At 62.0% G+C, this 24,363-nt stretch carries 20 protein-coding genes; 6 read left to right on the top strand and 14 right to left on the bottom strand.

Translation table 11 applies throughout. From position 1 onward, the window contains the following. The first annotated feature begins 240 nt into the window (after positions 1 to 240). The 4 genes from rloA2 (at position 241) to creD (ending at position 4,519) form a co-directional block, all read left to right on the top strand. Entirely contained in the window at positions 241 to 747 is a 507-nt protein-coding gene (rloA2, locus tag M1D99_RS02825; protein WP_434573895.1) for a retropepsin-like aspartic peptidase RloA2, read from the top strand. A gap of 69 nt (positions 748 to 816) precedes the next feature. Continuing rightward, positions 817 to 1,497 carry a two-component system response regulator CreB gene (creB, locus tag M1D99_RS02830; RefSeq protein WP_186706919.1) on the top strand — a complete coding sequence of 227 codons (681 nt, stop codon included), beginning with the start codon at positions 817 to 819 and terminating at the stop codon, positions 1,495 to 1,497. Next, positions 1,497 to 2,915 (top strand): two-component system sensor histidine kinase CreC, encoded by a 1,419-nt coding sequence (gene creC, locus M1D99_RS02835; RefSeq protein ID WP_434573899.1) that lies wholly within the window; start codon positions 1,497 to 1,499, stop codon positions 2,913 to 2,915. Before creB ends, creC begins: the two co-directional genes overlap by 1 nt. Before the next feature lie 230 nt (positions 2,916 to 3,145). Next, positions 3,146 to 4,519, top strand: a complete 1,374-nt coding sequence (gene creD, locus M1D99_RS02840) for a cell envelope integrity protein CreD (protein ID WP_458131354.1) — start codon at positions 3,146 to 3,148, stop codon at positions 4,517 to 4,519. A 181-nt stretch (positions 4,520 to 4,700) separates the two neighbouring features. On the opposite strand, the gene M1D99_RS02845 is transcribed toward creD, so the two are convergent. The 8 genes from M1D99_RS02845 to M1D99_RS02880 all read right to left on the bottom strand — a co-directional run bounded on the left by M1D99_RS02845 (position 4,701) and on the right by M1D99_RS02880 (position 14,085). After that, a complete protein-coding gene (locus M1D99_RS02845) occupies positions 4,701 to 5,330 on the bottom strand; it encodes a glutathione S-transferase (RefSeq protein WP_434573903.1) in 630 nt (209 codons plus the stop codon). Between the two features lie 175 nt (positions 5,331 to 5,505). Continuing rightward, positions 5,506 to 5,685: a hypothetical protein gene (locus M1D99_RS02850; RefSeq protein ID WP_346343465.1), complete on the bottom strand. Its 180-nt coding sequence runs from the start codon at positions 5,683 to 5,685 to the stop codon at positions 5,506 to 5,508. Then, the gene (locus M1D99_RS02855; protein ID WP_186706923.1) at positions 5,682 to 6,812 is read right to left on the bottom strand and encodes a PepSY-associated TM helix domain-containing protein; all 1,131 of its coding nucleotides are present in this window, start codon (positions 6,810 to 6,812) and stop codon (positions 5,682 to 5,684) included. Before M1D99_RS02855 ends, M1D99_RS02850 begins: the two co-directional genes overlap by 4 nt. A 222-nt stretch (positions 6,813 to 7,034) precedes the next feature. Continuing rightward, positions 7,035 to 9,473, bottom strand: a complete 2,439-nt coding sequence (locus M1D99_RS02860) for a TonB-dependent siderophore receptor (RefSeq protein WP_458131355.1) — start codon at positions 9,471 to 9,473, stop codon at positions 7,035 to 7,037. Positions 9,474 to 9,706: 233 nt separating this feature from the next. Continuing rightward, the gene (locus tag M1D99_RS02865; protein ID WP_434573907.1) at positions 9,707 to 10,681 is read right to left on the bottom strand and encodes a FecR domain-containing protein; all 975 of its coding nucleotides are present in this window, start codon (positions 10,679 to 10,681) and stop codon (positions 9,707 to 9,709) included. Next, complete coding sequence (locus tag M1D99_RS02870) at positions 10,678 to 11,196, bottom strand: RNA polymerase sigma factor (RefSeq protein ID WP_018607416.1); 519 nt, start codon at positions 11,194 to 11,196, stop codon at positions 10,678 to 10,680. The genes M1D99_RS02865 and M1D99_RS02870 overlap by 4 nt, the downstream gene beginning before the upstream one ends. A 250-nt stretch (positions 11,197 to 11,446) precedes the next feature. Next, positions 11,447 to 12,154 (bottom strand): 3'-5' exonuclease, encoded by a 708-nt coding sequence (locus tag M1D99_RS02875; RefSeq protein ID WP_458131356.1) that lies wholly within the window; start codon positions 12,152 to 12,154, stop codon positions 11,447 to 11,449. Further along, the gene (locus tag M1D99_RS02880) at positions 12,151 to 14,085 is read right to left on the bottom strand and encodes a putative nucleotidyltransferase substrate binding domain-containing protein (protein ID WP_346343466.1); all 1,935 of its coding nucleotides are present in this window, start codon (positions 14,083 to 14,085) and stop codon (positions 12,151 to 12,153) included. The genes M1D99_RS02875 and M1D99_RS02880 overlap by 4 nt, the downstream gene beginning before the upstream one ends. Positions 14,086 to 14,342: 257 nt before the next feature. Here M1D99_RS02880 and M1D99_RS02885 point away from each other — a divergent pair, with 257 nt between their 5' ends. Then, a complete protein-coding gene (locus M1D99_RS02885; RefSeq protein ID WP_053126003.1) occupies positions 14,343 to 14,789 on the top strand; it encodes a response regulator in 447 nt (148 codons plus the stop codon). A 241-nt stretch (positions 14,790 to 15,030) separates the two neighbouring features. Here the strand turns inward: M1D99_RS02885 and M1D99_RS02890 are convergent, their stop codons facing one another. Beyond that, positions 15,031 to 17,208, bottom strand: a complete 2,178-nt coding sequence (locus M1D99_RS02890; RefSeq protein ID WP_458131357.1) for a malate synthase G — start codon at positions 17,206 to 17,208, stop codon at positions 15,031 to 15,033. A gap of 525 nt (positions 17,209 to 17,733) precedes the next feature. On the opposite strand from M1D99_RS02890, the gene M1D99_RS02895 reads away from it, so the two are divergent. Continuing rightward, positions 17,734 to 18,252, top strand: coding sequence for a glycine cleavage system transcriptional repressor (locus M1D99_RS02895; RefSeq protein ID WP_186706929.1), 519 nt, complete (start codon positions 17,734 to 17,736; stop codon positions 18,250 to 18,252). A 217-nt stretch (positions 18,253 to 18,469) separates the two neighbouring features. Here the strand turns inward: M1D99_RS02895 and rarD are convergent, their stop codons facing one another. The 5 genes from rarD to M1D99_RS02920 form a co-directional block, all read right to left on the bottom strand. Continuing rightward, complete coding sequence (rarD, locus tag M1D99_RS02900; protein WP_411385808.1) at positions 18,470 to 19,357, bottom strand: EamA family transporter RarD; 888 nt, start codon at positions 19,355 to 19,357, stop codon at positions 18,470 to 18,472. Positions 19,358 to 19,581: 224 nt separating this feature from the next. Beyond that, positions 19,582 to 20,556, bottom strand: coding sequence for a serine/threonine protein kinase (locus tag M1D99_RS02905; protein WP_434573914.1), 975 nt, complete (start codon positions 20,554 to 20,556; stop codon positions 19,582 to 19,584). 198 nt (positions 20,557 to 20,754) lie between these two features. Then, positions 20,755 to 22,650, bottom strand: a complete 1,896-nt coding sequence (locus M1D99_RS02910; RefSeq protein ID WP_458132113.1) for a PhoX family protein — start codon at positions 22,648 to 22,650, stop codon at positions 20,755 to 20,757. 67 nt (positions 22,651 to 22,717) lie between these two features. Beyond that, complete coding sequence (locus tag M1D99_RS02915) at positions 22,718 to 23,482, bottom strand: TOBE domain-containing protein (RefSeq protein WP_458131358.1); 765 nt, start codon at positions 23,480 to 23,482, stop codon at positions 22,718 to 22,720. Positions 23,483 to 23,540: 58 nt separating this feature from the next. Further along, positions 23,541 to 24,281, bottom strand: coding sequence for a double zinc ribbon domain-containing protein (locus tag M1D99_RS02920; protein WP_458131359.1), 741 nt, complete (start codon positions 24,279 to 24,281; stop codon positions 23,541 to 23,543). Positions 24,282 to 24,363: the final 82 nt, after the last annotated feature.

Raw genomic sequence — 24,363 nt, forward strand, 5'->3', positions numbered from 1 at the left:
TGGCGAGGGGATTTATCCCCGTTGGGTTGCGAAGCAACCCCAAACAGTCAACTCGAATAGCCAGGTGTACCTAGATTTCAGAATCTCAGGGGGCGCTTCGCACCCCAGCGGGGATAAATCCCCTCGCTACAGGGGTAGCGCTTGGCTGGAGTTTCTCTTAGCCATTGCTATCGAAGTCAACCGAACGAATTCATCAGCCACGGTCTAAAAAACCACGCCCACAATGGAAGCCCTAACTACATGAAATCAGTTCTCGCCCTGCTTTCCCTGATGGCCCTTCCGGTGCTGGCCGCCGAGCCGACCCTGTACGGGCGCTACGAATACATCGCGTTGCCGGAAATCGGCGGCGAAGTGCTCAAGGCCAAGATGGATACCGGCGCCTTGACCGCCTCGCTGTCGGCCAAGGACATCGAGACCTTCACCCGTGACGGCGACGATTGGGTGCGCTTCCGCCTGGCGACCAAGGATGCGAGCAACAAGGTCTACGAACACAAGATCGCCCGCATCAGCAAGATCAAGACCCGTTCCGAAGAGGATGAAGAGGACGACGAAAAGATCGCCCCCACCAAGCGCCCGGTGGTCGATCTGGAATTGTGCCTGGGCAACGTCAAGCGCACGGTCGAGGTCAACCTGACCGACCGCAGCAGTTTCAATTACCCGCTGTTGATTGGTGCCAAGGCATTGCGTGAGTTCGGTGCGGCGGTGAACCCGGCGCGGCGGTTTACGGCGGATAAGCCGGACTGCTGATTTCCCTGATTGACTCACCCCAAACCTTGCGGCACCGTTCCGGCAACTTTACTGCCGGGCCCGCAAGCCATGCCTCATATCCTGATTGTCGAAGACGAAGCCGCCATCGCCGATACGCTGGTGTTTGCCCTGCAAGGGGAGGGGTTTGACACCACTTGGTTGAGCCTCGGCGCAGCCGCTCTTGAACACCAGAAAAACACCCCGGCGGACCTGATCATTCTCGATGTGGGCCTGCCGGATATCAGCGGATTCGAGACTTGTAAAAAAATCAGACGTTTCAGCGACGTTCCGGTCATCTTTCTTACAGCCCGGGATGGCGAGATCGACCGGATCGTGGGTTTGGAGATCGGCGCCGACGATTATGTAGTCAAACCCTTCAGCCCCCGCGAGGTGGCGGCCAGGGTTCGGGCGATCCTCAAGCGCGTGGCGCCGCGGCCGGTGGCGGAGGTGGGCACGGCGTTGTTTCAGGTCGATGCGGACCGCGTGCAGATCAATTATCGCGGCACACCGCTGAACCTTACCCGCCACGAATTCCGCCTGCTCAATTGCCTGCTGGAGCAGCCCGAGCGGGTTTTCAGCCGCGAACAATTGCTCGATGCCCTGGGCGTTGCCAGCGATGCCGGCTACGAGCGCACCATCGACAGCCACATTAAAAGCGTGCGCGCCAAGTTGCGCCTGGTCCGCGCCGAGGCTGAGCCGATCCAGACCCATCGGGGCCTGGGCTACAGCTACAGCCCGGGGCACAGTTGATGTCGCTGGGGATCCGGATTTTCCTGGTGTATGTGCTGTTTATCGCCTTGACCGGTTACTTCGTGCTCAACACGGTCATGGAGGAGATCCGCCCCGGCGTGCGCCAGTCCACCGAAGAAACCCTGGTGGACACCGCCAACCTGATGGCCGAGATCCTGCGGGACGATTTCAAGGCCGGCACCCTCAACCAGAATCGTTGGCCACAATTGCTCAGGGCTTATGGCGAGCGCCAGCCGGCGGCGACGATCTGGGGCTTGCCGAAAAACCAGGTCAGCCATCGCATCTATGTCACCGATGCCAAGGGCATCGTGGTGCTCGACTCCAGTGGCGTGGCGGTGGGGCAGGATTATTCACGCTGGAACGACGTTTACCTGACCCTGCGCGGCCACTACGGCGCCCGTTCGAGTCGCAGCGATCCGGACGACCCGGCGTCTTCGGTGATGCACGTCGGTGCGCCGATTCGCGACAACGGCCGGATCATTGGCGTTGTCACCGTCGCCAAGCCCAACAGTTCCTTGCAGCCTTATGTCGATCGCACCGAGCGGCGGCTGTTGATCTATGGCGCCGGGCTGGTCGCCCTGGGCTTGTTGCTGGGCGGCTTGTTGTCCTGGTGGCTCAGCGCGGCACTGCGGCGTTTGACGATCTACGCCCAGGCGGTCAGCCAGGGGCGTCGGGTGGAAGTGCCGCATTATCGCGGCGGTGAATTCGAGCAACTGGCCGGGGCGGTGGAGCACATGCGCACCCAACTCGAAGGCAAGGCCTACGTCGAGCGTTACGTGCACACACTCACCCACGAACTCAAGAGCCCGCTGGCGGCGATTCGTGGCGCCGCCGAACTGCTGCAAAGCGACATGCCCGCCGCCCAGCACCAACGCTTTGTCAGCAACATCGATAACGAAAGCGTGCGTATGCAGCAGTTGATCGAGCGCTTGCTCAACCTGGCCCAGATCGAGCAGCGCCAAGGGCTGGAAGAAGAGGTCGCCGTGCCGCTGGCGGCGCTGATGGCTGAGTTGCTGGAAGCGCGCGGCGGTTGGATCGAAAGTCGCCAATTGACGGTTGAACAGCATATCGCTGCCGACCTGGCGCTGACGGGAGAGCCGTTCCTGTTGCGCCAGGCCTTGGGCAATCTGCTGGAAAACGCCTTGGACTTCACCCCCATCAACGGCCTGCTGCGAGTGAGCGCCGAGCGCCGTGGGAATCGTGTCGAGATCCGCCTGTTCAATCAGGCCGCGCCGATCCCCGACTACGCACTGCCGCGCTTGAGCGAGCGTTTCTATTCCCTGCCGCGCCCGGACAGCGGCCGCAAGAGCACCGGCCTGGGGCTCAACTTTGTCGAAGAAGTGGTGCAGTTGCATGGGGGGCAATTCAGTATTGGCAATGTCGAGGGTGGGGTGGAGGTGGTGCTGAGGTTGCCCTGAAAACCCAGTTACTCAGTTTGGAACACTCTTGTGGCGAGGGAGCTTGCTCCCGCTGGGCTGCGAAGCGGCCCCTTTGCGACTGCTTCGCAGCCGAGCGGGAGCAAGCTCCCTCGCCACAGGTTTCATTGGTCAGGTGAGATTTCAGTCTCCACACAATCTCCACATTTCCCCCATAAACCCCTCACACAGCCACCCCAGACTCTCCCTCATTCGAACAGGGAGAGCCCCACATGAACCGCAGCCTCGCCATTAAACTGGGCATGATCGCCCTCTTGATCCTCTTGCTGATGATCCCGCTGTTGATGATCAATGGCCTCATCGACGAGCGCCAGGAGTTGCGCGACGGTGTGCTGCAGGACATCGCCCGCAGCTCCAGCTACAACCAGCAACTGATCGGACCGATGATCGTGGTGCCGTTTCGCAAGAGCGTGAAGGTCTGGAACACCAATGAGAAGACCGGTGTGCGTTTCCTGGAAACCGTCGAACGAACAGGCGAGTTATATTTTTTGCCTGAGCAATTCGAGCTCGACGGCCAGATCCGCACTGAAACCCGTGCCCGGGGCATTTACGAAGCGCGGATGTTCCACGCCGACAACCGCATCGATGGCCGCTTCAAGGTGCCTGAGCGCTACGGTGTCGCTGCCAAGGATTTCGCCGATTACCGTTTTGACGAGCCGTACCTGAGCGTCGGCATCAGCGATATTCGTGGCATCGAGAATGCGTTGACCTTGACGCTGAACCAGCAGACCGTCGATTTCCTGCCCGGCTCGCGACTCGGCTGGCTGGGGCAGGGCGTGCATGTGCCGCTGCCGATGATCACCGCCCAGGGCGGCCCCGAGCTGACCTTCGGTTTTGACCTGCGCCTGCAAGGCACGGGCGAGTTCCAGATTCTGCCGGTGGGCAAATCCACCAAGGTGCACCTGTCGGCCGACTGGCCGCACCCCAGCTTCATCGGCAACTACCTGCCCACCAACCGCGAGATCAATGAGCAGGGCTTCAGTGCTGATTGGCAAACGTCGTTTTTCTCCACCAACCTGCTGGAAACGCTGCAAGCCTGCGAGCCAAGCGATAGTTGTGAAGCGTTCCGCAGCCGTGCCTTCGGGGTGAGTTTCATCGATCCGGTGGACCAATACCTCAAGAGCGACCGGGCGATCAAATATGCGTTGCTGTTCGTCGCGCTGACCTTCGCCGGTTTCTTCCTTTTCGAAGTGCTCAAGAGCCTGGCGGTGCACCCGGTCCAGTACGCCTTGGTGGGCGCGGCGCTGGCGTTCTTCTACTTGCTGCTGTTGTCGTTGTCGGAGCACATCGGTTTCACCCTGGCGTACTTGGTGTCGGCCAGTGCCTGTGTCGTATTGATCGGGTTTTATGTCTGCCATGTGCTGCGCAGCGTGAGCCACGGCCTCGGGTTTTCGGCGGGGCTGGCGGGCTTGTACGGTTTGCTTTATGGCCTGTTGAGCGCCGAGGATTATGCGTTGTTGATGGGGTCGCTATTGTTGTTCAGCCTGTTGGGCGTGTTCATGGTGCTGACCCGCAAGCTGGACTGGTATGGGGTCGGGTCGAAGCCGGCCGCGGCGATGAACTTCGAGTTGGGGGAGGTGAAGTGAGCCGGTCGCTGGGGTTGCGGGAGGATCAGCGCCAGGGCGAAAAGTTGGTGGCGCTGATTGCTGGGTTGTTTCCTCTGGAATCGTATTGGCCCATTCGCGAGCAAGCCCGCTCCCACAAGTCTTGCGCAGACATTGTGGGAGCGGGCTTGCTCGCGAAGAGGTCGGTGCAGCCAATACAGAACTAAATCCTGGGCACCGTCTCGACCATCGAGGACCGCAGGCTCACCTCGGCAAACCAGGCTGCTAATTGCGGATTGGCCTTGCGCCACTCCAGGTCGGGATGGCGCAGGTCCAGATAGCCCAGGGCGCAGGCCACGCTGATGGAGGCCACGTCGAAATGGCTGGCCAATTCGGCAATCGCCTCGGCTTCGAGCAGGCCCAGGGCACGGCGAATCTTGTCCCGTTGTGCATCGAGCCATTCGTCCCAGTGTTTTTCCACGGGGCGTAGCGCGGTTTCGTAGCGGATCATCACCGCTGCATCCATGATCCCGTCGGCCAGGGAGGCGAGGGTCAGGCGCCGCCAGCGTGCCGCGCCGTCCCGGGGGATCAACGGGTTGCCGACGTGCTGGTGGTCGAGGTAATCGAGGATCACGCGGCTGTCATGGATCACTGTCCCGTTGGCCAGGCGCAGGGCCGGGATCTTGCTCAACGGGTTGTCATCGATAAGCGCCCGGTCCGGCTTGACCGGCGTGAGCTGGCTAAGCTGCAACGCCACGCGGTCTTGCTGGCCGGTTTCGTGCAGCAGCACCAGGACCTTGCGCACGAAGGGCGAAGCGGGATTGTGGAACAGCGTCATGCTGGGGGTGGACATGCGGGTATCCTCGATTGGGCGGGCAGGGGCTTAGCCTAGACAGTTGCTGGGCGGCTGGCGAGTTCCAGTGTGGGAGCGGGCTTGCTCGCGAAGGCGGCCTGTCAGAAACATAATTGCGACTGACACGCCGCCTTCGCGAGCAAGCCCGCTCCCACAGGGGCGTGTTTGTCTGGGGTTATCCGCGTTTGATCAAGCCCCAAGTCCCCAGCACCGTGGGTATGCCCAACCCAACCCAGCTCACCGCATCCCATGCGCCGTCACCCAGCAACGCCGAAAACAGCCCTGCCGCACTAAGCGCACCGATCATCAGGGGAATACCAAACACCTTCCAGAAATTCGACTGCCGAGGCCTCACGAAGCGACCTCCGCGCCGACGGTTGCACGTTTGGCGGCCTTGCGCCGAACTACCCACAGATACACGCCGCTGCCCAGGACGATGATGGTCAGGATATCGAGGGTCGCCCAGAAGATCTGCATCGGCCGGCCACCGTAGTCGCCGAAGTGCAACGGCAGGGACAGGCTCATCATGTCCATGTACCACGGTCGTTCGGCGACGGCGGTGACGTCCAGGGTGGTGGCATCGATCAGCACGGGCGTGAGCAGGTGCGAGGTCAGGTGGGTGTCACCTTTCATGAACACGCTGTAGTGGTGCTCACTGGAGAACAGCGTACCGGGGAAGGCGATGAAGCTGGGCTCCATGCCCGGCGCGACGTCCTTGGCAATGTCCAGCAAACGCGTGGCCGGAGCCAGTTGGGTCAGCGGCGGGGCGTTGCGGTAGGGTTCGACCATGGCACTGAGGCTGTCGTTGCGCCATGCCGCGATGAGCAGGTCGGCGCACGCGGCGATGACGCCGGTGACGCCCACGGTCAGTGCCCAGACCAGCGTGACCACGCCGATCAGGTTGTGCAGGTCGAGCCAGCGCAGGCGCGTGGATTTGTCCTGGCGCACCGTGGCGAACTTCAAGCGGCGCATGAACGGTAAATACAACACCACCCCGGAGACGATGGCAATCACGAACAATAGCCCCATGAACGCCAGCAGCAGCTTGCCCGGCAAGCCAGCGAACATGTCCACGTGCAGGCGCAACATGACCATCATGAAACCGCCATTGGCCGAGGGCATTTCCAAGGCTTCGCCGGTGCGCCCGTCGAGCATGAAGGTGTGGGAGGAATTGGGTTCGGTGCCCGGTGTCGGTGCCATGATGGTGATGACGCCGTTGGGCTCGTCCTCGTCCCAGCCAAAATACTGCACCACTTCACCTGGGCGATGGGCCTTGGCTTTTTCCACCAGTTGCTGCAAGTCCAGCGGCGGCGTGCCGGCCGGCATCTCCCGAAGCTCGGGGGCGTCGCCCAGCAGGTGTTCGATTTCATGGTGGAAGATCAGCGGCAGCCCGGTGATTGCCAGCATCAGCAGGAAGACCGTGCAGATCAGGCTGGTCCAGGTGTGGACGAAAGACCAGCGACGAATGGTTTTGCTTTTCATGATCGATCCGAATGCAAAAGGGCACTTGGGGGGATAACACTGTTCTTTTGGGGGACAGCCATTGTGGCGAGGGAGCTTGCTCCCGCTGGATTGCGCAGCGATCCCAAGCTTTTGGGGCCGCTACGCGGCCCAGCGGGAGCAAGCTCCCTCGCCACGGTTTTCCTTACATGGACAGCTTTGCCAACCGAGCACCCTCAAATAGGTTTTGCAAATGCTAACCGTTTACCATTTGTAATTCACGCTGGCGACGACATTACGTTGGTCACCGTAGTAGCAGTAGAAGCCGTCGCAAGTGGACAGGTAGTCCTTGTTGAAGATGTTTTTGGCATCCACCGCCACGGTGACGCCCTTGAGGGTTTTGTTCAAACGACCCAGGTCGTAATGGGCCGAGGCGTCGTACACGGTGTAGGACCCGACATGGCCCCAGTCGGTGTTGCTGGTGTTGCCGTAGGTGTCGCCGACATAACGCACACCGGCGCCGACACCGAAGCCATCCAGCGGGCCGTTGTGCCAGGTGTAGTCGGCCCAGGCGGTGGCCTGGTTACGCGGCACCTGGGCCATGCGCTTGCCTTCTTCAGCCGCGGTGCCCTTGGTGATTTCGCTGTGGTTGTAGGTGTAGGAACCGACCAGCTTCAAGTTGTCGGTGACATCGCCGGACGCTTCCAACTCAAGGCCACGCACCTGGACTTCACCCACCTGGCGGGTGACGTTGTTTTCAGTAACGGAGTTGTTTTTCTGGGTCAGGTCGAACACCGCGGCGGTCAGCAAGGTCTTGGTGCCGGGCGGTTGGTACTTGATACCGGCCTCGTACTGTTCGCCTTCGGTCGGCTTGAACGCTTCGGTGCTGTTGACGGTTGAACCTGCCGCCGCCTGGAAAGACTGGGCGAAGGAAAGGTACGGCGTCACACCGTTATCGAAGACATAGCTCAATGCCGCGTTGCCGCTGAATTTCTTGTCGCGCTGGGTGTTGGTGACGTTGTTCAGGTTGTGGAACACGGTGCCGGTGTGAATCCAGTCTTCACGACCACCGAGGGTCAGGCGCCAGTTGTCCAGGGCGATCTGGTCCTGGACGTACAGGCCGGTCTGGTGGGTCTTCTGGTTGTAGTCATACATGGTGAAGTACTGGACGTTGGAGAAATCCTGTCCATAGGTCGGGTTGTGGATGTTGCTGGTTGGCACGCCAGTCGAGCCCCAATCCCAGCGCGAATTGCTGTTGGAGCGCTGGTGATCCAGGCCCAGCAGCAGGGTGTGGCTGAGGGCGCCGGTCTGGAAGTCGGCCTGGAAGTTGTTGTCCACGGCGAACTGGCTGATGTCTTCATTGATGACGCTGGCGCTGCGCTTGACGTTGCCGTCGGCGTCCACCGATTGGTCGGGGCCGTCTGGCCAGAATTGGCCGCCAGCCGAGATACCCTGGGTTTCCAAATCGCTCTTGGTATAGCGCAGGTTCTGGCGGAACTGCCAGGTATCGTTCAAGCGATGTTCAAACGCATAACCGAGCGCGTAGTAGGTGCGGTCGTAGAATTCCCAGTCCGGATCGCCCAGGTTCTTGTGGTGGGAAATCTTGCCCGCCGGCGAGGACAGCTTGGTGCCTTGCAGTGGCAGGAATTGCCCGGTGATGCCGGTGTCGTCGCGGGTGTATTGCGACAGGAAGGTCAGGCGCGTGTCGTCGTTGATGTTCCAGGTCAGGCTCGGCGCGAGGTTGTAGCGCTTGTCCGGGATGTGATCGACCTGGGCGTTGCTGTCGCGCACGGTGCCGCTGACCCGATAGAGGAACTGGCCTTCGTCATCGACCTTGCCGGTGCTGTCGAAGTTGATCTGCTTGTGTTCGTAGCTGCCGGCCTGCAGCTCGACTTCATTGCTGCTTTCGGCTTGTGGGCGGCGGCTGACCATGTCCAGCATGCCGCCGGGTGGCGTCTGGCCGTAGACCGACGAAGCCGGGCCACGCAGCACGGCGATGCGCTCAAGGTTCCAAGGCTCGATTTTTGGCGTGATGTAGTTGCCCTTGGGCAGCGGCAGGCCATCGAGGAACTGGGTGGGCACGAAACCGCGCACCAGCAGCCAATCGTTACGCGAGTCCGAGCCATAGCCGCTGCTCTGCACACCGGCGGTATAGCGCAACGCGTCGTTGAGGTTGAGCACGGAGCGGTCTTCCATCTGCTGGCGGTTGACCACGGAGACGGAGCGCGGTAGTTCGACGATCGGCGTATCGGTCTTGGTCCCGGCGGCGGTGCGGGTGGCGGCGTAGCCCTCGGTCGGGCCCCACGCGGTTTCACTGAGACCGGCGCCGATCACGCTGGTTTCCGGCAGGGCCATGACCCCTTCTGGCATGGCCACCAGGCTGTAGGTGCCGGCGCTGCTTTGTTCCAGTTGCAGGCCGGTGCCGCGCAAGGCCTCGTGCAAGGCGCCGGTGGCGTCGAACTGGCCCTGGACGGGGGCCGAGGTCTTGCCCGAGGCCAGGGACGGATTCAGGCTCAGCGCAAGGCCGGCCTGGCTGGCGATCTGGTTCAGGGTGCTGGCCAGGGGCGCGGCGGGCAGGTTGTAGGCGCGCACGCTCGTGGCCTGTTCGGCGGCCAGCAGCGGGGCGCTGGTCAACGGGGCGGCAAAGGCAATGGCAACGGCCAACAAGCTGGGGCGCAACAGGGTGTCTAGCGGGCGGGACATACGGCGGCTCCTGAATGGAAATATTTCTCAATTGCCTGGGTGCCGGATGAAAATCGAAAAGTGATAGGGCTGGATGAAAATAATTTAGATTCGTTTTGCGGGTGATGGTGTCCAGTCTGTTTTTTTACTGGATCAACAGGCCTCTTCGCGAGCAAGCCCGCTCCCACAGGAGTCCGCATTCCCATGTGGGAGCGGGCTTGCTCGCGAAGGCGGCCTAACTGAGCAACGATCTCTCAGGGTTTCGGCGCGGTACTTGGCCCCACCACCACCCACCACCGCGTGTGATGCTCGACCTGCACCGGCAAGGTCGGCAGCAAGGCGGTCAGGGCCAGGTCGGTGTCGTGCAGCGGGAAACTGCCGGTGATGCGCAGGTCGGCCACTTGTGGTTCCACGCCCAGGTAGCCGCGCCGGTAACGCCCCAACTCATGGACCAGGTCTTCGAGGCGGGCGTTGTCCACCACCAGCATGCCGCGGGTCCAGGCATCGGCGCCGGGGTTCAGGGCGATGGTCGGGCCGAGGCCGTCGTGGCGCATCAGCACTTGTTGGCCTTCGCGCAGGATCTGTTCTTCATCGGTGGCCTGCGGGTGCGCGGCTACCGCGGATTTCAGTACGCTCAGGCGTGTGCCTTGGTCTTCGCGCTTAACCAGGAACCGTGTGCCCAAGGCGCGCATGCTGCCCTCGCGAGTTTCAACGATGAAAGGGCGCGGATCGTTATGGCCGGTTTCCACCAGGATCTCGCCTTCCTGCAGGATGATGCGACGCTGTTTGTCATCGAAACGCACGTCCAGGGCGCTGTGGGTGTTGAGGTTGATCAGCGTGCCGTCGGCCAGGCGCAGGGTGCGTTGCTCGCCTGTCGCGGTGCGCTGATCGGCCAGCCAGTAATCCAGCGGCAGGTAACGATCTGCGGCAAACAACGCCAGGCCGATGGCCGCGACAACGCTGGCAAGGCCGCTGCCCACCTTGCGTATCCGTCGGCGAATGCTCACTCGCGATTGCAGCAACGCCGCCCGTGCCGGCCCGTTGGCCAGGCTGAAGCGCTGGTCGAGCATGCCTAGCTGTCGCCAGGCCCGGGCGTGTTCTTCATCGGCGGCATGCCAGCGAGCGAACGCTTCCCGCTCCTGGGCGCTGCTCGAGTCCAGGGACAACTGCCAGGCGATGGCGGCATCCAGCACGCTGGCCGAGACCGGTTTGGCATGGGCCTGGCTCACGTCGGTTCTCCATACAGGGCGATGTAGCACTGGCGGATGCCCTGAGCCAGATACTGCCGCACGCGCGGCACCGAAACCCCCAGGCGCTCGGCGATTTCGGCGTGGCCGAGGCCGTCGAGGCGGTTATAAAGGAAGGCTGCACGGGCCTTGCTCGACAGTTTGCCGAGCAGGCGGTCGATGGCCTTGAGGTCTTCCAGGATGATTTGCTGTTCTTCCACCGAGGGCTGCTCGGCCTCGGGGATCAGCATCAGTTCGGTAAGGTAAGCCTGCTCCAAGGCTGCGCGTCGGAAATAATCGAACAGCAGGCCCTTGGCGATGGCCACCAGAAACGCCCGGGGCTCGCGGGGTGCTTTCAGTTCCTCGCGACCCAGCAAGCGCACGAACGTGTCCTGGCTCAGGTCCTCGGCCCGGTGCGCACACGCCACGTTGCGTCGCAGCCATGCCAATAGCCAAGCGCGATGGTCACGGTACAACGCACCAACCAAATCACTATGGGGAGTGGGGACTGACGACACGGATCATCACCGATGTTTTAAGTAACGAGAATTGTTCGCGATTGTGGCAGAGGGTGGGGAGGGAAAGCAATTGGCGCTGGTCGGGCAGTGGCGATGGTGCGTTGTGCCTGCCAGAATGCAGTACTTATGTGGGAGCGGGCTTGCTCGCGAAGACGGCTGCACATTCAACATCAATGTAAGCTGATCCACCGCCTTCGCGAGCAAGCCCGCTCCCACAAAAAAACTGGGTTCTCAGGCCTCAGGCCTCAGGTTAAAGCGAAGGCGCCTGCTGCCGCCGTTTCCACTGGCCCAGGCGCTGTTGCAGCTCAAGCGCACTCTGGATCTGTTGCTGACGGGCGCGGCTGAACAGGATCAGCGCCAGTTCCGCCGTGGCCAGGGCGTCGGCGCTGGCGTTGTGGCGGTCGAAGACTTGCAGCTTGAACCAGTCGATCCACTCGTCCAGGCCGGACTTGCGCAGATGGGCCTGGGGGCAAAGCATCGGGGCCAGGTCCGCCACGTCGAGAAACGGATGCTGCAGGCGATAGCCCAGGTAGTCTTTCAAGGCGCGCCCGAGCATGTGGGAATCGAAAGGTGCGTGAAAGGCCAGCAGCGGACTGTCGCCGACGAACTCCATGAACGCCAGCAGCGCGTCGGCCGGGTCGCTGCCAGCGGCAATTGTGCTGGGGGCCAGGCCATGGATCAACACACTGGGCCCGAGTTTCTGCTTATCGCACTGCAAGGTCCGTTCGAACTGTTGGCTGAAGTCGATGGCGCCGTCTTCAATGACCACCGCGCCGATGGACAGCACCTGGTCCTTGTTCAGGTTCAACCCGGTGGTTTCCAGATCCAGCACGACCCAGCGTTGCTCCCGCAGGTTGCTTTCACTCAGTGGCGAAGGCGCGGGGAGGCCCTCCAGGCGCTGTTGCAGCGCATCGGGTACCGTCGGTTGGGCCGGGCGCAGCCAGGAAAAAATACTCACAACTGGTACCTCAGCGTCAGGCTGCTTTGCAGGCGTTGGGCTTGGCGCAAGGATTCACGCAGGATGCGTCGATCCAGATGGTTGAGACTGTCGGGGTCGACGCGGTTGGAATAAGGCAGGTTCTCGCGGGTTTGCAGTTGGTGTTGCTGCATGCGGGTCTGTTGGATGAAGTGATAGGCCTCTTCATAGGCCGCGCCATCGAGCGGTTCGATCACCTCCTTGACGACCAATTGCCGCAGGCGCTCCAAGGTGTTGTTGGCTTCGATGCCGTTGGCCAGTGCCAGCAGGCGGGCACCATCGACGAAGGGCGTCAGGCCCTGAACTTTCAAGTCCAGGGTCGCCTTTTCGCCGTTCTTGCGGCTCAGCACGAAATCCCTGAAGCGGCCCACGGGCGGGCGATGGCGCAGCGCATTTTCGGCCATCATGCGCTGGAACAAGCGGTTGTCAGCCACCTGGCCGAGGATCTGCTGGCGCAACTGCTCGCAGCCTTGCTCGTCGCCCCAGACCACCCGCAGGTCGAAATAGATGCTCGATCCCAGCAGGTTTTCCGGCGTCGCTTCACGAATGAATGCCGAGAAGCGCCGGGCCCATTCGGCGCGAGACAGGCACAGCTCGGGGTTGCCGGCCATGATGTTGCCCTTGCACAGGGTGAAGCCGCACAGGGCCAGGCTCTGGTTGATCTGTTGGGCGATGGGTAGCAGCAAGCCACGGATCTGCGCGGCATGGGCGGCGTCCCGGGCTTCGAACAGAATGCCGTTGTCCTGGTCGGTGTGCAGGGTTTGCTCGCGCCGGCCTTCACTGCCGAAACACAGCCAACTGAAAGGCACGCCCGGGTCGCCCTTGTCGGCCAGGGTCAGTTCGATGACCCGGCAGACGGTGTGATCGTTGAGCAAGGTGATGATGTGGGTGATCTGGGTCGACGACGCACCATGGGCCAGCATGCGTTCCACCAGTTGTCCGATCTCGCCGCGCAGGGCCACGAGGTTTTCCAGCCTGGGGGCGTTGCGGATGGTCCGGGCCAGGTGCACCAGGTCGACCCGCTGCAAGGAAAACAGATCGCGCTCCGAGACCACGCCGCACAGGCGATGGTCCTTGACCAGGCAGACGTGGGCGATGTGGCGCTCGGTCATGGCTATGGCCGCGTCGAAGGCGCTGTGGTCCGGCGAGAGAAAAAACGGTGCCTGGGTCATATGTCCTACGATGGCCTGGGAAAAATCCCCGGCCCCATCGGCCACCACATGCCGCAGGTCGCGCAGGGTGAAAATCCCCACCGGCGCTTTTTGCTCATTCACCACCACGATGCTGCCGACCTGCTGCTCATGCATCAGCTTCACGGCTTCGCGTAGCGGTGTGTCCGGGCTGCAACTGACCGGGTGGCGCATCGCCAATTCGCCCAGTCGGGTATTGAGGGAGTATTGGGTGCCCAGGTTTTGCGCCGATTTTTGCTGGACCTGTTGGTTGACCTGGTCAAGCAGGCTGCTGACCCCGCGCAGGGCGAAATCGCGAAACGGGCCGGACAGGGCGAACAGCTTGATGAAGGCGAGTTTGTTCAGTTGCAGGCAGAACGTGTCTTCGCCGGCCCGGTGCTCGGTGCGCGTGGCTCGCTCGCCCAGCAGCGCGGCGAGGGGGAAACATTCGCCGGTGGTGATCTCGAAGGTGGTCTCGGTGCCACCCTTGGCCGAATGCGGACGTTCGCCCACCACCCGGCCCTGCTTGACGATGTAGAAGTGTTCCACTGGGCCGTCGGCCGGCGTGATGATGGTGTCACCGGGGGCGTAGAAACGCAGCAGGCATTGCTCCACCAGGTAGGCCAGGTGGGCGTTTTCCATTTGGTTGAACGGGGGAAAGCGCTGGAGAAACTGCAGCGTCCCCTGGATGTTTTGCAACACCGCGGTTTTCCCTGCCTGGATGAAGGCGTCCGCTTTTTTCATAACCATTACGCAGTCTTATTCGAATTGTTGTGGTCGGATCTGTTCCCATGGTCGACCCCTCGGCGCGGGGTGCCCATTGGACGTAAGTCTAGGTCGCTATCCAGAGGGCCGGCCTACAGAAAAGTCCTACGCTAGACGTCAGAAAAATCTTCGTTGAATGTTCTTGGAAAAAAATCCGACGAAGTGCACATTGAAGCGCCTCGGAACGATGTCTGACCACTGTGCCAGGGGATCGATTTAAGAACGTAGAGAGCACCATGTCCGACCACGATATTTTGAGTGATGCCGAGCGCGAGGCGCTGAGTGCCGTCATGCTGGAACCTGACCTGCCGCCGCAGCGCGTCTTGATCGTTGACGACGACAAGGACGCACGGGAGCTGTTGTCGGAGATCCTGGCATTGGACGGGATTCACTGTATGACCGCCGCCAGTGGCGAAACGGCACTCAAGATGCTGGAAACCAAGCCGTCGATCGGCCTGCTGATCACCGACCTGCGCATGGGCAACGTCGATGGCCTTGAGCTGGTGCGCCTGGTGCGCGAGTCCGAGCGGGCGGCGTTGCCGATCATCATCGTCTCGGGCGATGCCGACGTGAAGGACGCCATCGAAGCCATGCACCTGAGCGTGGTGGATTTTTTGCTCAAGCCGATCGATACCGAAAAGCTGTTGGGGTTGGTCAAGCATGAGTTGGGGATGGACCTTTAGCCAGTCGCTTCTTCCAGGAACGACGCCATGGCGTGATCGCTTTTGTGGCGAGGGAGCTTGCTCCCGCTGGGCTGCGCAGCAGACCTTTTCCAGACGTCGGAATCTCATTGACCTGTATTGCGGTTGCTGCGCGACCGAGCGGGAGCAAGCTCCCTCGCCACAAAGGCAGTCAGGTGTTGCAAACGAAAAAGCCCTGATCGAGAGATCAGGGCTTTTTTTGTGCCGCGTGGCTACTGCTCAATCACAACCCATTGGCGGCCTTGAACTCGCGACGACGACGGTGCAGCACCGGCTCGGTGTAGCCGTTCGGCTGCTTCGTGCCTTCGATCACCAGCTCGACCGCCGCCTGGAAGGCGATGTTGCTGTCGAAGGCTGGTGCCAGCGGGCGGTACAGCGGATCGCTGGCGTTCTGGCGGTCGACCACCGGCGCCATGCGCTTGAGGCTTTCCATCACTTGCTCTTGAGTGACGATGCCATGGCGCAGCCAGTTGGCGATGTGCTGGCTGGAGATACGCAGCGTCGCACGGTCTTCCATCAGGCCGATGTCATTGATGTCCGGCACCTTGGAGCAACCGACGCCCTGATCGATCCAGCGCACCACGTAGCCAAGGATGCCCTGGGCGTTGTTGTCCAGTTCGTTCTTGATCTGCTCCGGCGTCCAGTTCGGGTTGACGGCCAGCGGGATGGTCAGGATGTCGTCCACCGACGCGCGGGCGCGCTTGGCCAGTTCGGCCTGGCGGGCGAACACGTCGACCTTGTGGTAATGCAGCGCGTGCAGGGCGGCGGCGGTCGGCGAGGGAACCCATGCGGTGTTGGCGCCGGCCAGCGGGTGAGCGATTTTCTGTTCGAGCATCGCCGCCATCAGGTCCGGCATCGCCCACATGCCCTTGCCGATTTGCGCGCGGCCTTGCAGGCCGGTGCTCAAACCGATGTCGACGTTCCAGTTTTCATAGGCGCCGATCCACTTCTCGGCTTTCATGTCGGCCTTGCGCACCATCGGGCCGGCTTCCATGGAGGTGTGGATTTCATCGCCGGTACGGTCGAGGAAGCCGGTGTTGATGAACACCACGCGCTCGCTGGCGGCCTTGATGCAGGCCTTGAGGTTGACCGTGGTACGGCGCTCCTCGTCCATGATCCCGACCTTGAGGGTGTTGCGCGGCAGGTTCAGCACGTCTTCGACGCGACCGAACAGCTCGTTGGTGAACGCGGCTTCGTCTGGACCGTGCATCTTCGGTTTGACGATGTACACCGAACCCGTGCGGCTGTTGCGGCGCGAGGTGTTGCCGTTGAGGCTGTGGATCGCCGCCAGGCTGGTGATCAGGCCGTCGAGGATGCCTTCCGGCACTTCGTTGCCATCCTTGTCCAGGATCGCGTCGATGGTCATCAGGTGGCCGACGTTGCGTACGAACAGCAGCGAGCGGCCGTGCAACGTGACGCTCGAACCGTCGACGGAGGTGTAGACACGGTCAGGGTTCATGGTCCGGGTAAACGTCTGGCCGCCCTTGGCGACTTCTTCCGACAGATCACCCTTCATCAGGCCGAGCCAGTTGCGGTAGATCACCACCTTGTCATCGGCATCGACGGCGGCGACCGAGTCTTCGCAGTCCATGATGGTGGTCAGTGCGGCTTCCATCAGGATGTCTTTGACGCCGGCGGCGTCGGTCTGGCCGACCGGGGTGCTGGCATCGATCTGGATTTCGAAGTGCAGGCCGTTGTGTTTCAGCAGCACGGCGGTCGGTGCCGAGGCATCGCCCTGGAAACCGATCAACTGGGCATCGTCACGCAGGCCGCTGTTGCTGCCGCCCTTGAGGGTGACCACCAGTTTGCCGTCGATGATTTTGTACGCGGTGGAGTCGACATGGGAGCCGGCCGCCAGGGGCGCCGATTCGTCGAGGAAAGAACGGGCGAAGGCGATGACCTTGTCGCCGCGGACCTTGTTGTAGCCTTTGCCTTTTTCCGCGCCATCGGCTTCGCTGATGGCGTCGGTGCCGTACAGCGCGTCATACAACGAACCCCAGCGGGCGTTCGAGGCGTTGAGGGCGAAGCGGGCGTTCATCACCGGCACCACCAGTTGCGGGCCGGCCATGCGGGCGATTTCGTCATCGACGTTTTGGGTCGTGGCCTGGAAATCCGCCGCTTCTGGCAGCAGGTATCCAATGTCTTGCAGGAAGGCTTTGTAAGCCACGGCGTCGTGGGCCTGGCCGGCACGGGCCTGGTGCCAGGCATCGATCCGCGCCTGGAAATCATCGCGTTTGGCGAGTAGGGCTTTGTTCTTCGGGGCCAGGTCGTGGATGACCTTGTCGGCACCGGCCCAGAACGCGTCGGCGGTGAGGCCGGTTCCGGGAATGGCTTCGTTATTCACGAAGTCGAACAGGACTTTGGCGACCTGCAGGCCACCGACTTGAACGTGTTCAGTCATTGCTTGCCTCACTCTGCTCAGCTATTTCGCTTTTCAGCTCTTCGATTTTGACAATGAAGCCTCGGGACATTTAAACCACAAACCCCGGAACCAGTACATGCCATCGCTGGCGGCTGGGTATTAAAGCCTTGCTGACGGGGCTTTTCAGGGATGCGACTGGCCTTAAGCAGACATCGGTAAAACAGGGTTTTCGCGATTATGTAGTGCGCGCTGCGGAATACTACATGATCAATTGCGGTTGTGAAAATTAGACTAATTGCGTCGTTCCGCGACCGACTAAAGTGTTACGGTCACGTCGGGATACTGGATGTTCTCAAAAAACAGATGGATTGTTCCAGATAATTTTAGAGTTCGTACACAAATCACTGTGGCGAGGGAGCTTGCTCCCGCTTCAGTGCGCAGCACTGACATTCTGGGACCGCTGCGCGGCCCAGCGGGAGCAAGCTCCCTCGCCACAAAAGCGCGACCGTGCCGATTGTCTCTCTTGCCTATACTGTCCCTTCCATCAACAAGAGGACTGCGCCCATGGACCACCTCGTCATCACTGTTTTCGCCCCGGACAAGCCCGGGCAGGTCGAGCGCATCGCCGATTGCATCGCCGCCCATGGCGGTAACTGGCTGGAGAGCCGCATGTCGCACTTGGCCGGGCAGTTTGCCGGGATCCTGCGAATCAGCGCCCCGGCCGAGGCCCATGAAGAGTTGATCGAAGCGTTGCAAGGGTTATCGGCCCACAGCATTCGTGTGTTGATTGCGGAAAGCGCCGTTGAAGAGTCCTGCTCCTGGAAACCCATCACCATGGAGCTGGTGGGCAATGATCGTCCCGGTATCGTGCGGGACATCACCCGGTTGTTGAGCGAGCAGGGCGTCAATGTCGAACGCTTGGTGACCCATGTCCGGCCGGCACCGATGAGCAGCGAGCTGCTGTTTCATGCCGAGGCGCTCCTGGGCGTGCCCTTGACGCTGTCGCTGGAGGCGTTGCAGGAACGCCTTGAGACCTTGGCCGATGAGTTGATGGTGGAACTCAAGTTCAGCGACGAAGCGTGACGAGGGTTATCCAAGGAAAAACTGCGCCTGCCTGTGGATAACCTGTAGAGACCCGGCTCCAGCCCAGGCCTGCCGGGGCTCAGCGGCAGATGATCAAAAAATCACCAGTTTTCAAGGGCTTGTGCACAAACGGCGGGGATCACGCTGTGGATAACCTTGGGAAGGATAAGCGCAGGCCACGCCAGGCGTGGCCTGTAGAGGTTTGTATGTTTCTTGATCAGTTGCGCCGGCGCATGCTGATCACGGCATCGATGCTGTACACCGCCAGCCCGGCCCAGATAAACAGGAACGCTACCAGCGTGCTGGACGACAAATGCTCACCGAACAGCAGCACGGCGAGCAATAGCACCAGCGTCGGCGCGATGTACTGCAGAAAACCGATGGTCGTGTAGGGTAAATGCCGTGTTGCGGCGTTGAAACACACCAACGGCACCAGCGTCACGGGGCCCGCCGCCACCAGCCACCAGGCTTCGGAGGTGGTCCAGAATGCCGCCTGGGCACTGGTGGCCGTGGGGTTGAACAGCAACCAGGCGATGGCGATTGGCACCAGCATCCAGGTTTCCACCACCAGTCCCGGCAAGGCCTTGACCGGCGCCTGTTTGCGGATCAGCCCATAGAAACCGAAGGTCAGCGCCAGCACCAGCGACACCCACGGCAGGCTGCCCACTTGCCAGACCTGCTGCGCCACGCCGACTGCCGCCAATCCCACCGCCAGCCATTGCATGCGGCGCAGGCGCTCACCGAGGATCAACATGCCCAGCAACACGTTGACCAGCGGGTTGATGTAATAACCCAGGCTGGCTTCGAGCATGCGCTCGTTATTCACTGCCCAGACGTAGGTCAGCCAGTTGGCCGCGATCAGCGTCCCGCTCAGGGCGAGGATCGCCAGGCGTTGTGGATTGTCCCGCAGTTCGCGCCACCAGCCCGGGTGTTTCCACACCAGCAGCAACGCCGCGCCGAACAGGGCCGACCACAGCACCCGGTGGATGATGATTTCCACCGACGGCACGCTGGCGATGGCCTTGAAGTAGATCGGGAACAGACCCCAGATGATGTAGGCACTCAGGCCCAGGATGTACCCGCGACGCGGGTTGGCGGCTTGCATGCAGAATCCTTGCTTAGGCAGCTAACAAAGGGGTGATTGTAAGGAGATTTGTCTGGTCGTGCTGTGAACCTTGTTAGGAATCGTCCCGGCAAAAGTCCTTTGTGGGAGCGGGCTTGCTCGCGAAGGCGGCTGCACATTCAACATCAATGCAAGCCGATCCACCGCTTTCGCGAGCAAGCCCGCTCCCACAGAGGATTTGCGGTGACTGGCGGAACCCAGCCCAATCAGAACAGCTTCAACGGCTCTTCATTGAGCGCCGCCAGTTGCTCGCGCAACGCCAGCACCTGGTCGCCCCAGTAGCGTTCGCTGCCGAACCACGGGAAGCTGCGGGGAAAGGCCGGGTCGTCCCAGCGCCGCGCCAGCCAGGCGCTGTAGTGCATCAGGCGCAGGGCCCGCAGTGGCTCGATCAGCGCCAGTTCACGGGGGGCGAAATCGTGGAACTCCTGGTAACCGTCCATCAATTCCGACAACTGTCCCAGGCATTCCTGGCGATCCCCGGCGAGCATCATCCATAAATCCTGCACCGCTGGGCCCATGCGGCAATCGTCGAGGTCGACGATGTGGAACACCTCGTCGCGGCACATCATGTTGCCGGGATGGCAATCGCCGTGCATGCGGATGTTCTGGTGGGGTGTGGCGGCGTAGACCTCTTCGACGCGCTTGAGCAGGTCCCGGGCGACCGACTCGTAGGCCGGCAGCAGGCCGCGGGGGACGAAGCCGCTTTGCAACACTGTCTCCAACGAGTCGTGGCCGAAATTCTTCACGCCCAAGGCTTCACGGTGCTCGAATGGCCGGGTCGCCCCGAGCGCGTGCAGGCGTCCAAGCAATTGGCCCAGGCGATAGAGTTGGTCGAGATTGCCCGGCTCCGGCGCTCGGCCGCCGCGACGGGGAAACAGGGTGAAACGGAACCCGGCGTGCTCGTGCAGGCTGGCGCCGTTGTGGATCAGCGGCGCCACCACGGGCACTTCGTAGTCTGCAAGTTCGAAGGTAAAGCTGTGCTCTTCCAGGATCGCTTCGTTGGTCCAGCGCTGGGGGCGATAGAACTTGGCGATCAGCGGCTCGGAATCTTCGATGCCGACTTGATAGACGCGGTTCTCGTAGCTGTTGAGGGCCAACACGCGGGCGTCGCTGAGAAAGCCGATGCTTTCAACGGCATCGAGCACCAGGTCGGGCGTGAGGGTTTCAAACGGATGGGACATGCTGACTCCTGCGCAGCGGCAGGGCTGCCGCGTCCGGCCCAGCATGGTAGCGCAAAGCAGTCGGGATTGATTGGTGAGACTTCGTGGCGAGGGAGCTTGCTCCCGCTTGGCCGGGCTGGCGCTCCAGTGCGTAGCGCCCACAAAAAAGTGGGGTCGCTGCGCAACCCAGCGGGAGCAAGCTCCCTCGCCACAGAGGGTTCAGGCGCCGATGACTCCGCCATCCTCCCGCGTGATCACCATCACCGACGAGCGCGGCTTGCCGTTGGGCAGGTGCTCAGGGAAGGTCGAGGCGCCGCTGGGATGCTGGATCCCGACGAACAGCGTCTTGTAGTCCGGCGCGAAACTGATCCCGGTCACTTCGCAGCCTACCGGCCCTACCATGAAGCGGCGGATCTCACCGCTGTTGGGGTCGGCGCACAGCATCTGGTTGTTGCCCATGCCCGCGAAGTCGCCTGCGTTGCTCGAGTCACCGTCGGTCTGGATCCACAGCCGCCCGGCCTTGTCGAAGCCCAGGCCATCGGGGCTGTTGAACATGTTCTGCGGGTTGATATTGGACGAGCCGGCCTTCGGCGTACCCGCGTGTACCGTCGGGTTGCCGGCGACCACGAACAGGTCCCAGTCGAAGGTCTTGGAGGCGTGATCGTCACGGTCGGTGCGCCAGCGCAGGATCTGCCCGTAGACGTTCTTGGCCCGAGGGTTCGGCCCGTCCACTGGCTGGCCGGCATCGCCACGCTTGGAGTTGTTGGTCAGGGTGCAATAGACCTGGCCGTCCTTGGGGCTGACCACGATCCACTCCGGGCGGTCCATGCGCGTGGCGCCAACGGCAGTGGCGGCCAGGCGCGCATGGATCACCACCTCGGCCTGATCAGCGAAACCGCTGCTGGCGTCGATGCCGTTCTTGCCATGGGTCAACTCGATCCATTGGCCTTTGCCCTTGGGATGGTCCGGGTTGCCGTCGCCGGCATCGAAGCGCGCCACGTACAACGTGCCATGGTCCAGCAGGTTGCGGTTGGCCTTGGCATTGCGATGGTTGATGCGCTCGCGGCTGACGAACTTGTAGATGAATTCGCCACGTTCGTCATCGCCCATGTACACCACGGCGCGACCGTCATTGGTCTGCGCCAGGGCCGCGTTTTCATGCTTGAAGCGGCCCAGGGCGGTGCGCTTCACCGGGGTGGATTCTGGATCGAACGGATCGATTTCCACCACCCAGCCGTGGCGATTGAGTTCGTTGGGGTTCTTCGCCAGATCAAAACGCGGGTCGTGCAGGTGCCAATTGATTTCGCTGCTGGTGACGGTGGCGCCATAGCGTTTTTGTGCCGCGTCGAATTGCAGGTCCGACTTGCTGCTGCCGAAGCAGTCAGTGAAGTTCTCTTCGCAGGTCAGGTAGGTGCCCCACGGGGTCATGCCGTTGGCACAGTTCTGGAAGGTGCCGAGCACTTTCTTGCCGCTCTTGTCGGCACTGGTTTTCAGCAGGTCGTGGCCAGCGGCCGGGCCGCGCAGGCGGATCGGCGTATTGCCATGGATCCGGCGGTTGTAGCGCGAGTCCTGGACGAATTGCCATTGGCCGCGACGGCGCTGGATTTCGATCACCGACACGCCTTCGCTGGCCTGGGCCTTGCGCACGTCTTCGGCCGACTGCGGTTGGCCGCCGTGAGGGAACAGGTATTGGTAGTTGGTGTACTCGTTGTTGATCGCCAACAGCGCCCGGTTCTTGTCGCCGGGGAATTCGAACAGGCTCATGCCGTCGTTGTTGTCGCCAAACTGCACTTCCTGTGCGCGGGCGGTGCCATTGCCGCTGGGGTCGAACGCCGGTGCATTTTTCTTCAGCGGCTGGCCCCAACTGATCAGCACCGAGGCCTTGTAGCCCGGCGGCAAGGTAATGGTGTCGGCGGTGGATGCGGCAATGCTGTTGAAGCCCAGCATGCTTTTGTTGCCTTCGCTCACGGCGGCGGCCATGACGCTGCGGCTCAGCAGGTTGCCGCCCAGGAACATCGCCGCGCCGCACAAGGCGCCAGCGCCGATGAAACGGCGACGGCTCAGGCCGACGATCTTTTCCAGGTCGGTGGATTGGTTTTCTTCTAATAGGCTCATCATCAGGCTCCCTGCTGGTTTTGGCAGTCACCTTAAAGCGGGTCGATGAAACTATTGTTGCAACGCGCTACAGCGGTGTGCCGAGCAGCACATTTGTCGCTGAAAACGTCACTTGCACGGGTGAGCCGGTTGCCAGGTCCTGCGCTTGCAACTGTAGCGGATCGGCCAGGGCGCACAGCGTCTGACCGTTGGGCAGGCCAATGCGCACTTCGCTGGGGCCGTCTTGGGCGGCGTCGACCTGCTCGATCACGCCGCGCAAAATATTGATCCCCGGTTTTTCCCCTTGCTCGACAGGATGCAATTGCAGCCAGCCGGCCTTGATCAGCGCCACCACGTCGGTGCCGACACCCAACTCCAGGCGCAGCGTGCTGTCGTGGGTGATCTGCGCTTCGATGACCAGGCCCCGGGCCAGCTCCAAGCGTACCCGGTCGTTATGTCCCTGGGCCTCGATGCCCAGGACCTTGCCGTGCAATTGATTGCGGGCGCTGGTGCGCAGCATCAGGCGGCTGAGCAGGCCCAGGTCGCCAGCGTCTTCGCTGGCTTCGAGCAGTTGTGCCTGCAGTGCTTGCAGGCGCAGATACAGGCGCAGCACCCGTTGGCCTTCCTCCGACAGCTTGGCGCCGCCACCGCCCTTGCCGCCGACGCTGCGCTCCACCAGCGGTTGATCCGCGAGGTTGTTCAACTCATCGATGGCGTCCCACGCCGCCTTATAGCTCAGGCCCGCGCTCTTGGCGGCGCGGGTGATCGAACCTTGTTCGGCGATGTGCTGCAGCAGGGCGATGCGTTGGGGTCGCCGGACGATGTGCTGGGTCAGGAGCGTGGGCAATGACATGACAGAAAACTGCGTGCGAAGGTCGATGGGCGGACGTTGGCGCCTTGGGTGCGGCACGTCAAGCCGGCTCACCAGGTTTCGGCGTGCGGGCCAGGCAGTACACATCGACCCGCGCGGCGCCGGCATCCAGCAATAGAGCCGCCAGCGCCTGGGCGGTGGCACCGGTGGTGAGCACATCGTCGACCAATGCCAGGTGACGGTTACGCAACGTTGCCTGGGGCGCCAGGGCAAAGGCCTGGCGCAGGTTATGTCGCCGAGCCCTGGCATCGAGGGCCTGTTGGGCGGGGGTATCCTGGGTGCGGCGCAGCAGGTTTTCTTCGCAAGGGATCGCCAACGATCCACTGAGCCAGCGGGCCAGCAGCGCCGCTTGGTTGAAACCCCGCTGGCGCAGGCGTCGGGTCGCCAGTGGCACCGGTACCAAGGCGTCGGGCCGTTCCAGCCCTTCGTCGAAATGATGTTGCAGCGATTGCGCCAGCAGTTCGCCCAGCAGCCGGCCTAGAGGCCATTTCGCCTGATGCTTGAAGCGGGTGATCAGGCTGTCCACCGGGAAGTCATAGGCCCAGGGCGCCAGGACCCGTTCGAAGGCCGGCGGTCGCGCGGCGCATTGGCCGCAACGCAACCCGGCCATGGGCAGCGGCAAGGCGCAGACGCTGCATTGATCGCCGAGCCAGGGCAGCTCGCTTTCGCAGGGGGTGCAGATAGGCTGCGGCGTATCGGTGCTGTCGCCACACAGTAGACAGAATTGTTTGTTTTTTAACCAGATGTAAACCGGTCCTTTGTATCGTGGTTGACAGCGCATGACTCTTCCTTAAATATGCCGAACATCCGTGTCGCGCCTGTGGGTATTCCATGCCCCAGGCGCCAGCCAAGCATAATCAAGG

It is taken from the genome of Pseudomonas sp. R3-41, assembly GCF_054161485.1.

What these genes read in the sequence shown, in the direction of transcription:
- M1D99_RS02920 (WP_458131359.1), bottom strand. Translation starts at nt 24,281, where the DNA reads ATGCGCTGTCAACCACGATACAAAGGACCGGTTTACATCTGGTTAAAA.
- rarD (WP_411385808.1), bottom strand. Translation starts at nt 19,357, where the DNA reads ATGCAAGCCGCCAACCCGCGTCGCGGGTACATCCTGGGCCTGAGTGCC.
- M1D99_RS02915 (WP_458131358.1), bottom strand. Translation starts at nt 23,482, where the DNA reads ATGTCATTGCCCACGCTCCTGACCCAGCACATCGTCCGGCGACCCCAA.
- M1D99_RS02885 (WP_053126003.1), top strand. Translation starts at nt 14,343, where the DNA reads ATGTCCGACCACGATATTTTGAGTGATGCCGAGCGCGAGGCGCTGAGT.
- M1D99_RS02905 (WP_434573914.1), bottom strand. Translation starts at nt 20,556, where the DNA reads ATGTCCCATCCGTTTGAAACCCTCACGCCCGACCTGGTGCTCGATGCC.
- M1D99_RS02860 (WP_458131355.1), bottom strand. Translation starts at nt 9,473, where the DNA reads ATGTCCCGCCCGCTAGACACCCTGTTGCGCCCCAGCTTGTTGGCCGTT.
- M1D99_RS02845 (WP_434573903.1), bottom strand. Translation starts at nt 5,330, where the DNA reads ATGTCCACCCCCAGCATGACGCTGTTCCACAATCCCGCTTCGCCCTTC.
- rloA2 (WP_434573895.1), top strand. Translation starts at nt 241, where the DNA reads ATGAAATCAGTTCTCGCCCTGCTTTCCCTGATGGCCCTTCCGGTGCTG.
- M1D99_RS02910 (WP_458132113.1), bottom strand. Translation starts at nt 22,650, where the DNA reads ATGAGCCTATTAGAAGAAAACCAATCCACCGACCTGGAAAAGATCGTC.
- creB (WP_186706919.1), top strand. Translation starts at nt 817, where the DNA reads ATGCCTCATATCCTGATTGTCGAAGACGAAGCCGCCATCGCCGATACG.
- M1D99_RS02895 (WP_186706929.1), top strand. Translation starts at nt 17,734, where the DNA reads ATGGACCACCTCGTCATCACTGTTTTCGCCCCGGACAAGCCCGGGCAG.
- M1D99_RS02890 (WP_458131357.1), bottom strand. Translation starts at nt 17,208, where the DNA reads ATGACTGAACACGTTCAAGTCGGTGGCCTGCAGGTCGCCAAAGTCCTG.
- M1D99_RS02880 (WP_346343466.1), bottom strand. Translation starts at nt 14,085, where the DNA reads ATGAAAAAAGCGGACGCCTTCATCCAGGCAGGGAAAACCGCGGTGTTG.
- creC (WP_434573899.1), top strand. Translation starts at nt 1,497, where the DNA reads ATGTCGCTGGGGATCCGGATTTTCCTGGTGTATGTGCTGTTTATCGCC.
- M1D99_RS02855 (WP_186706923.1), bottom strand. Translation starts at nt 6,812, where the DNA reads ATGAAAAGCAAAACCATTCGTCGCTGGTCTTTCGTCCACACCTGGACC.
- creD (WP_458131354.1), top strand. Translation starts at nt 3,146, where the DNA reads ATGAACCGCAGCCTCGCCATTAAACTGGGCATGATCGCCCTCTTGATC.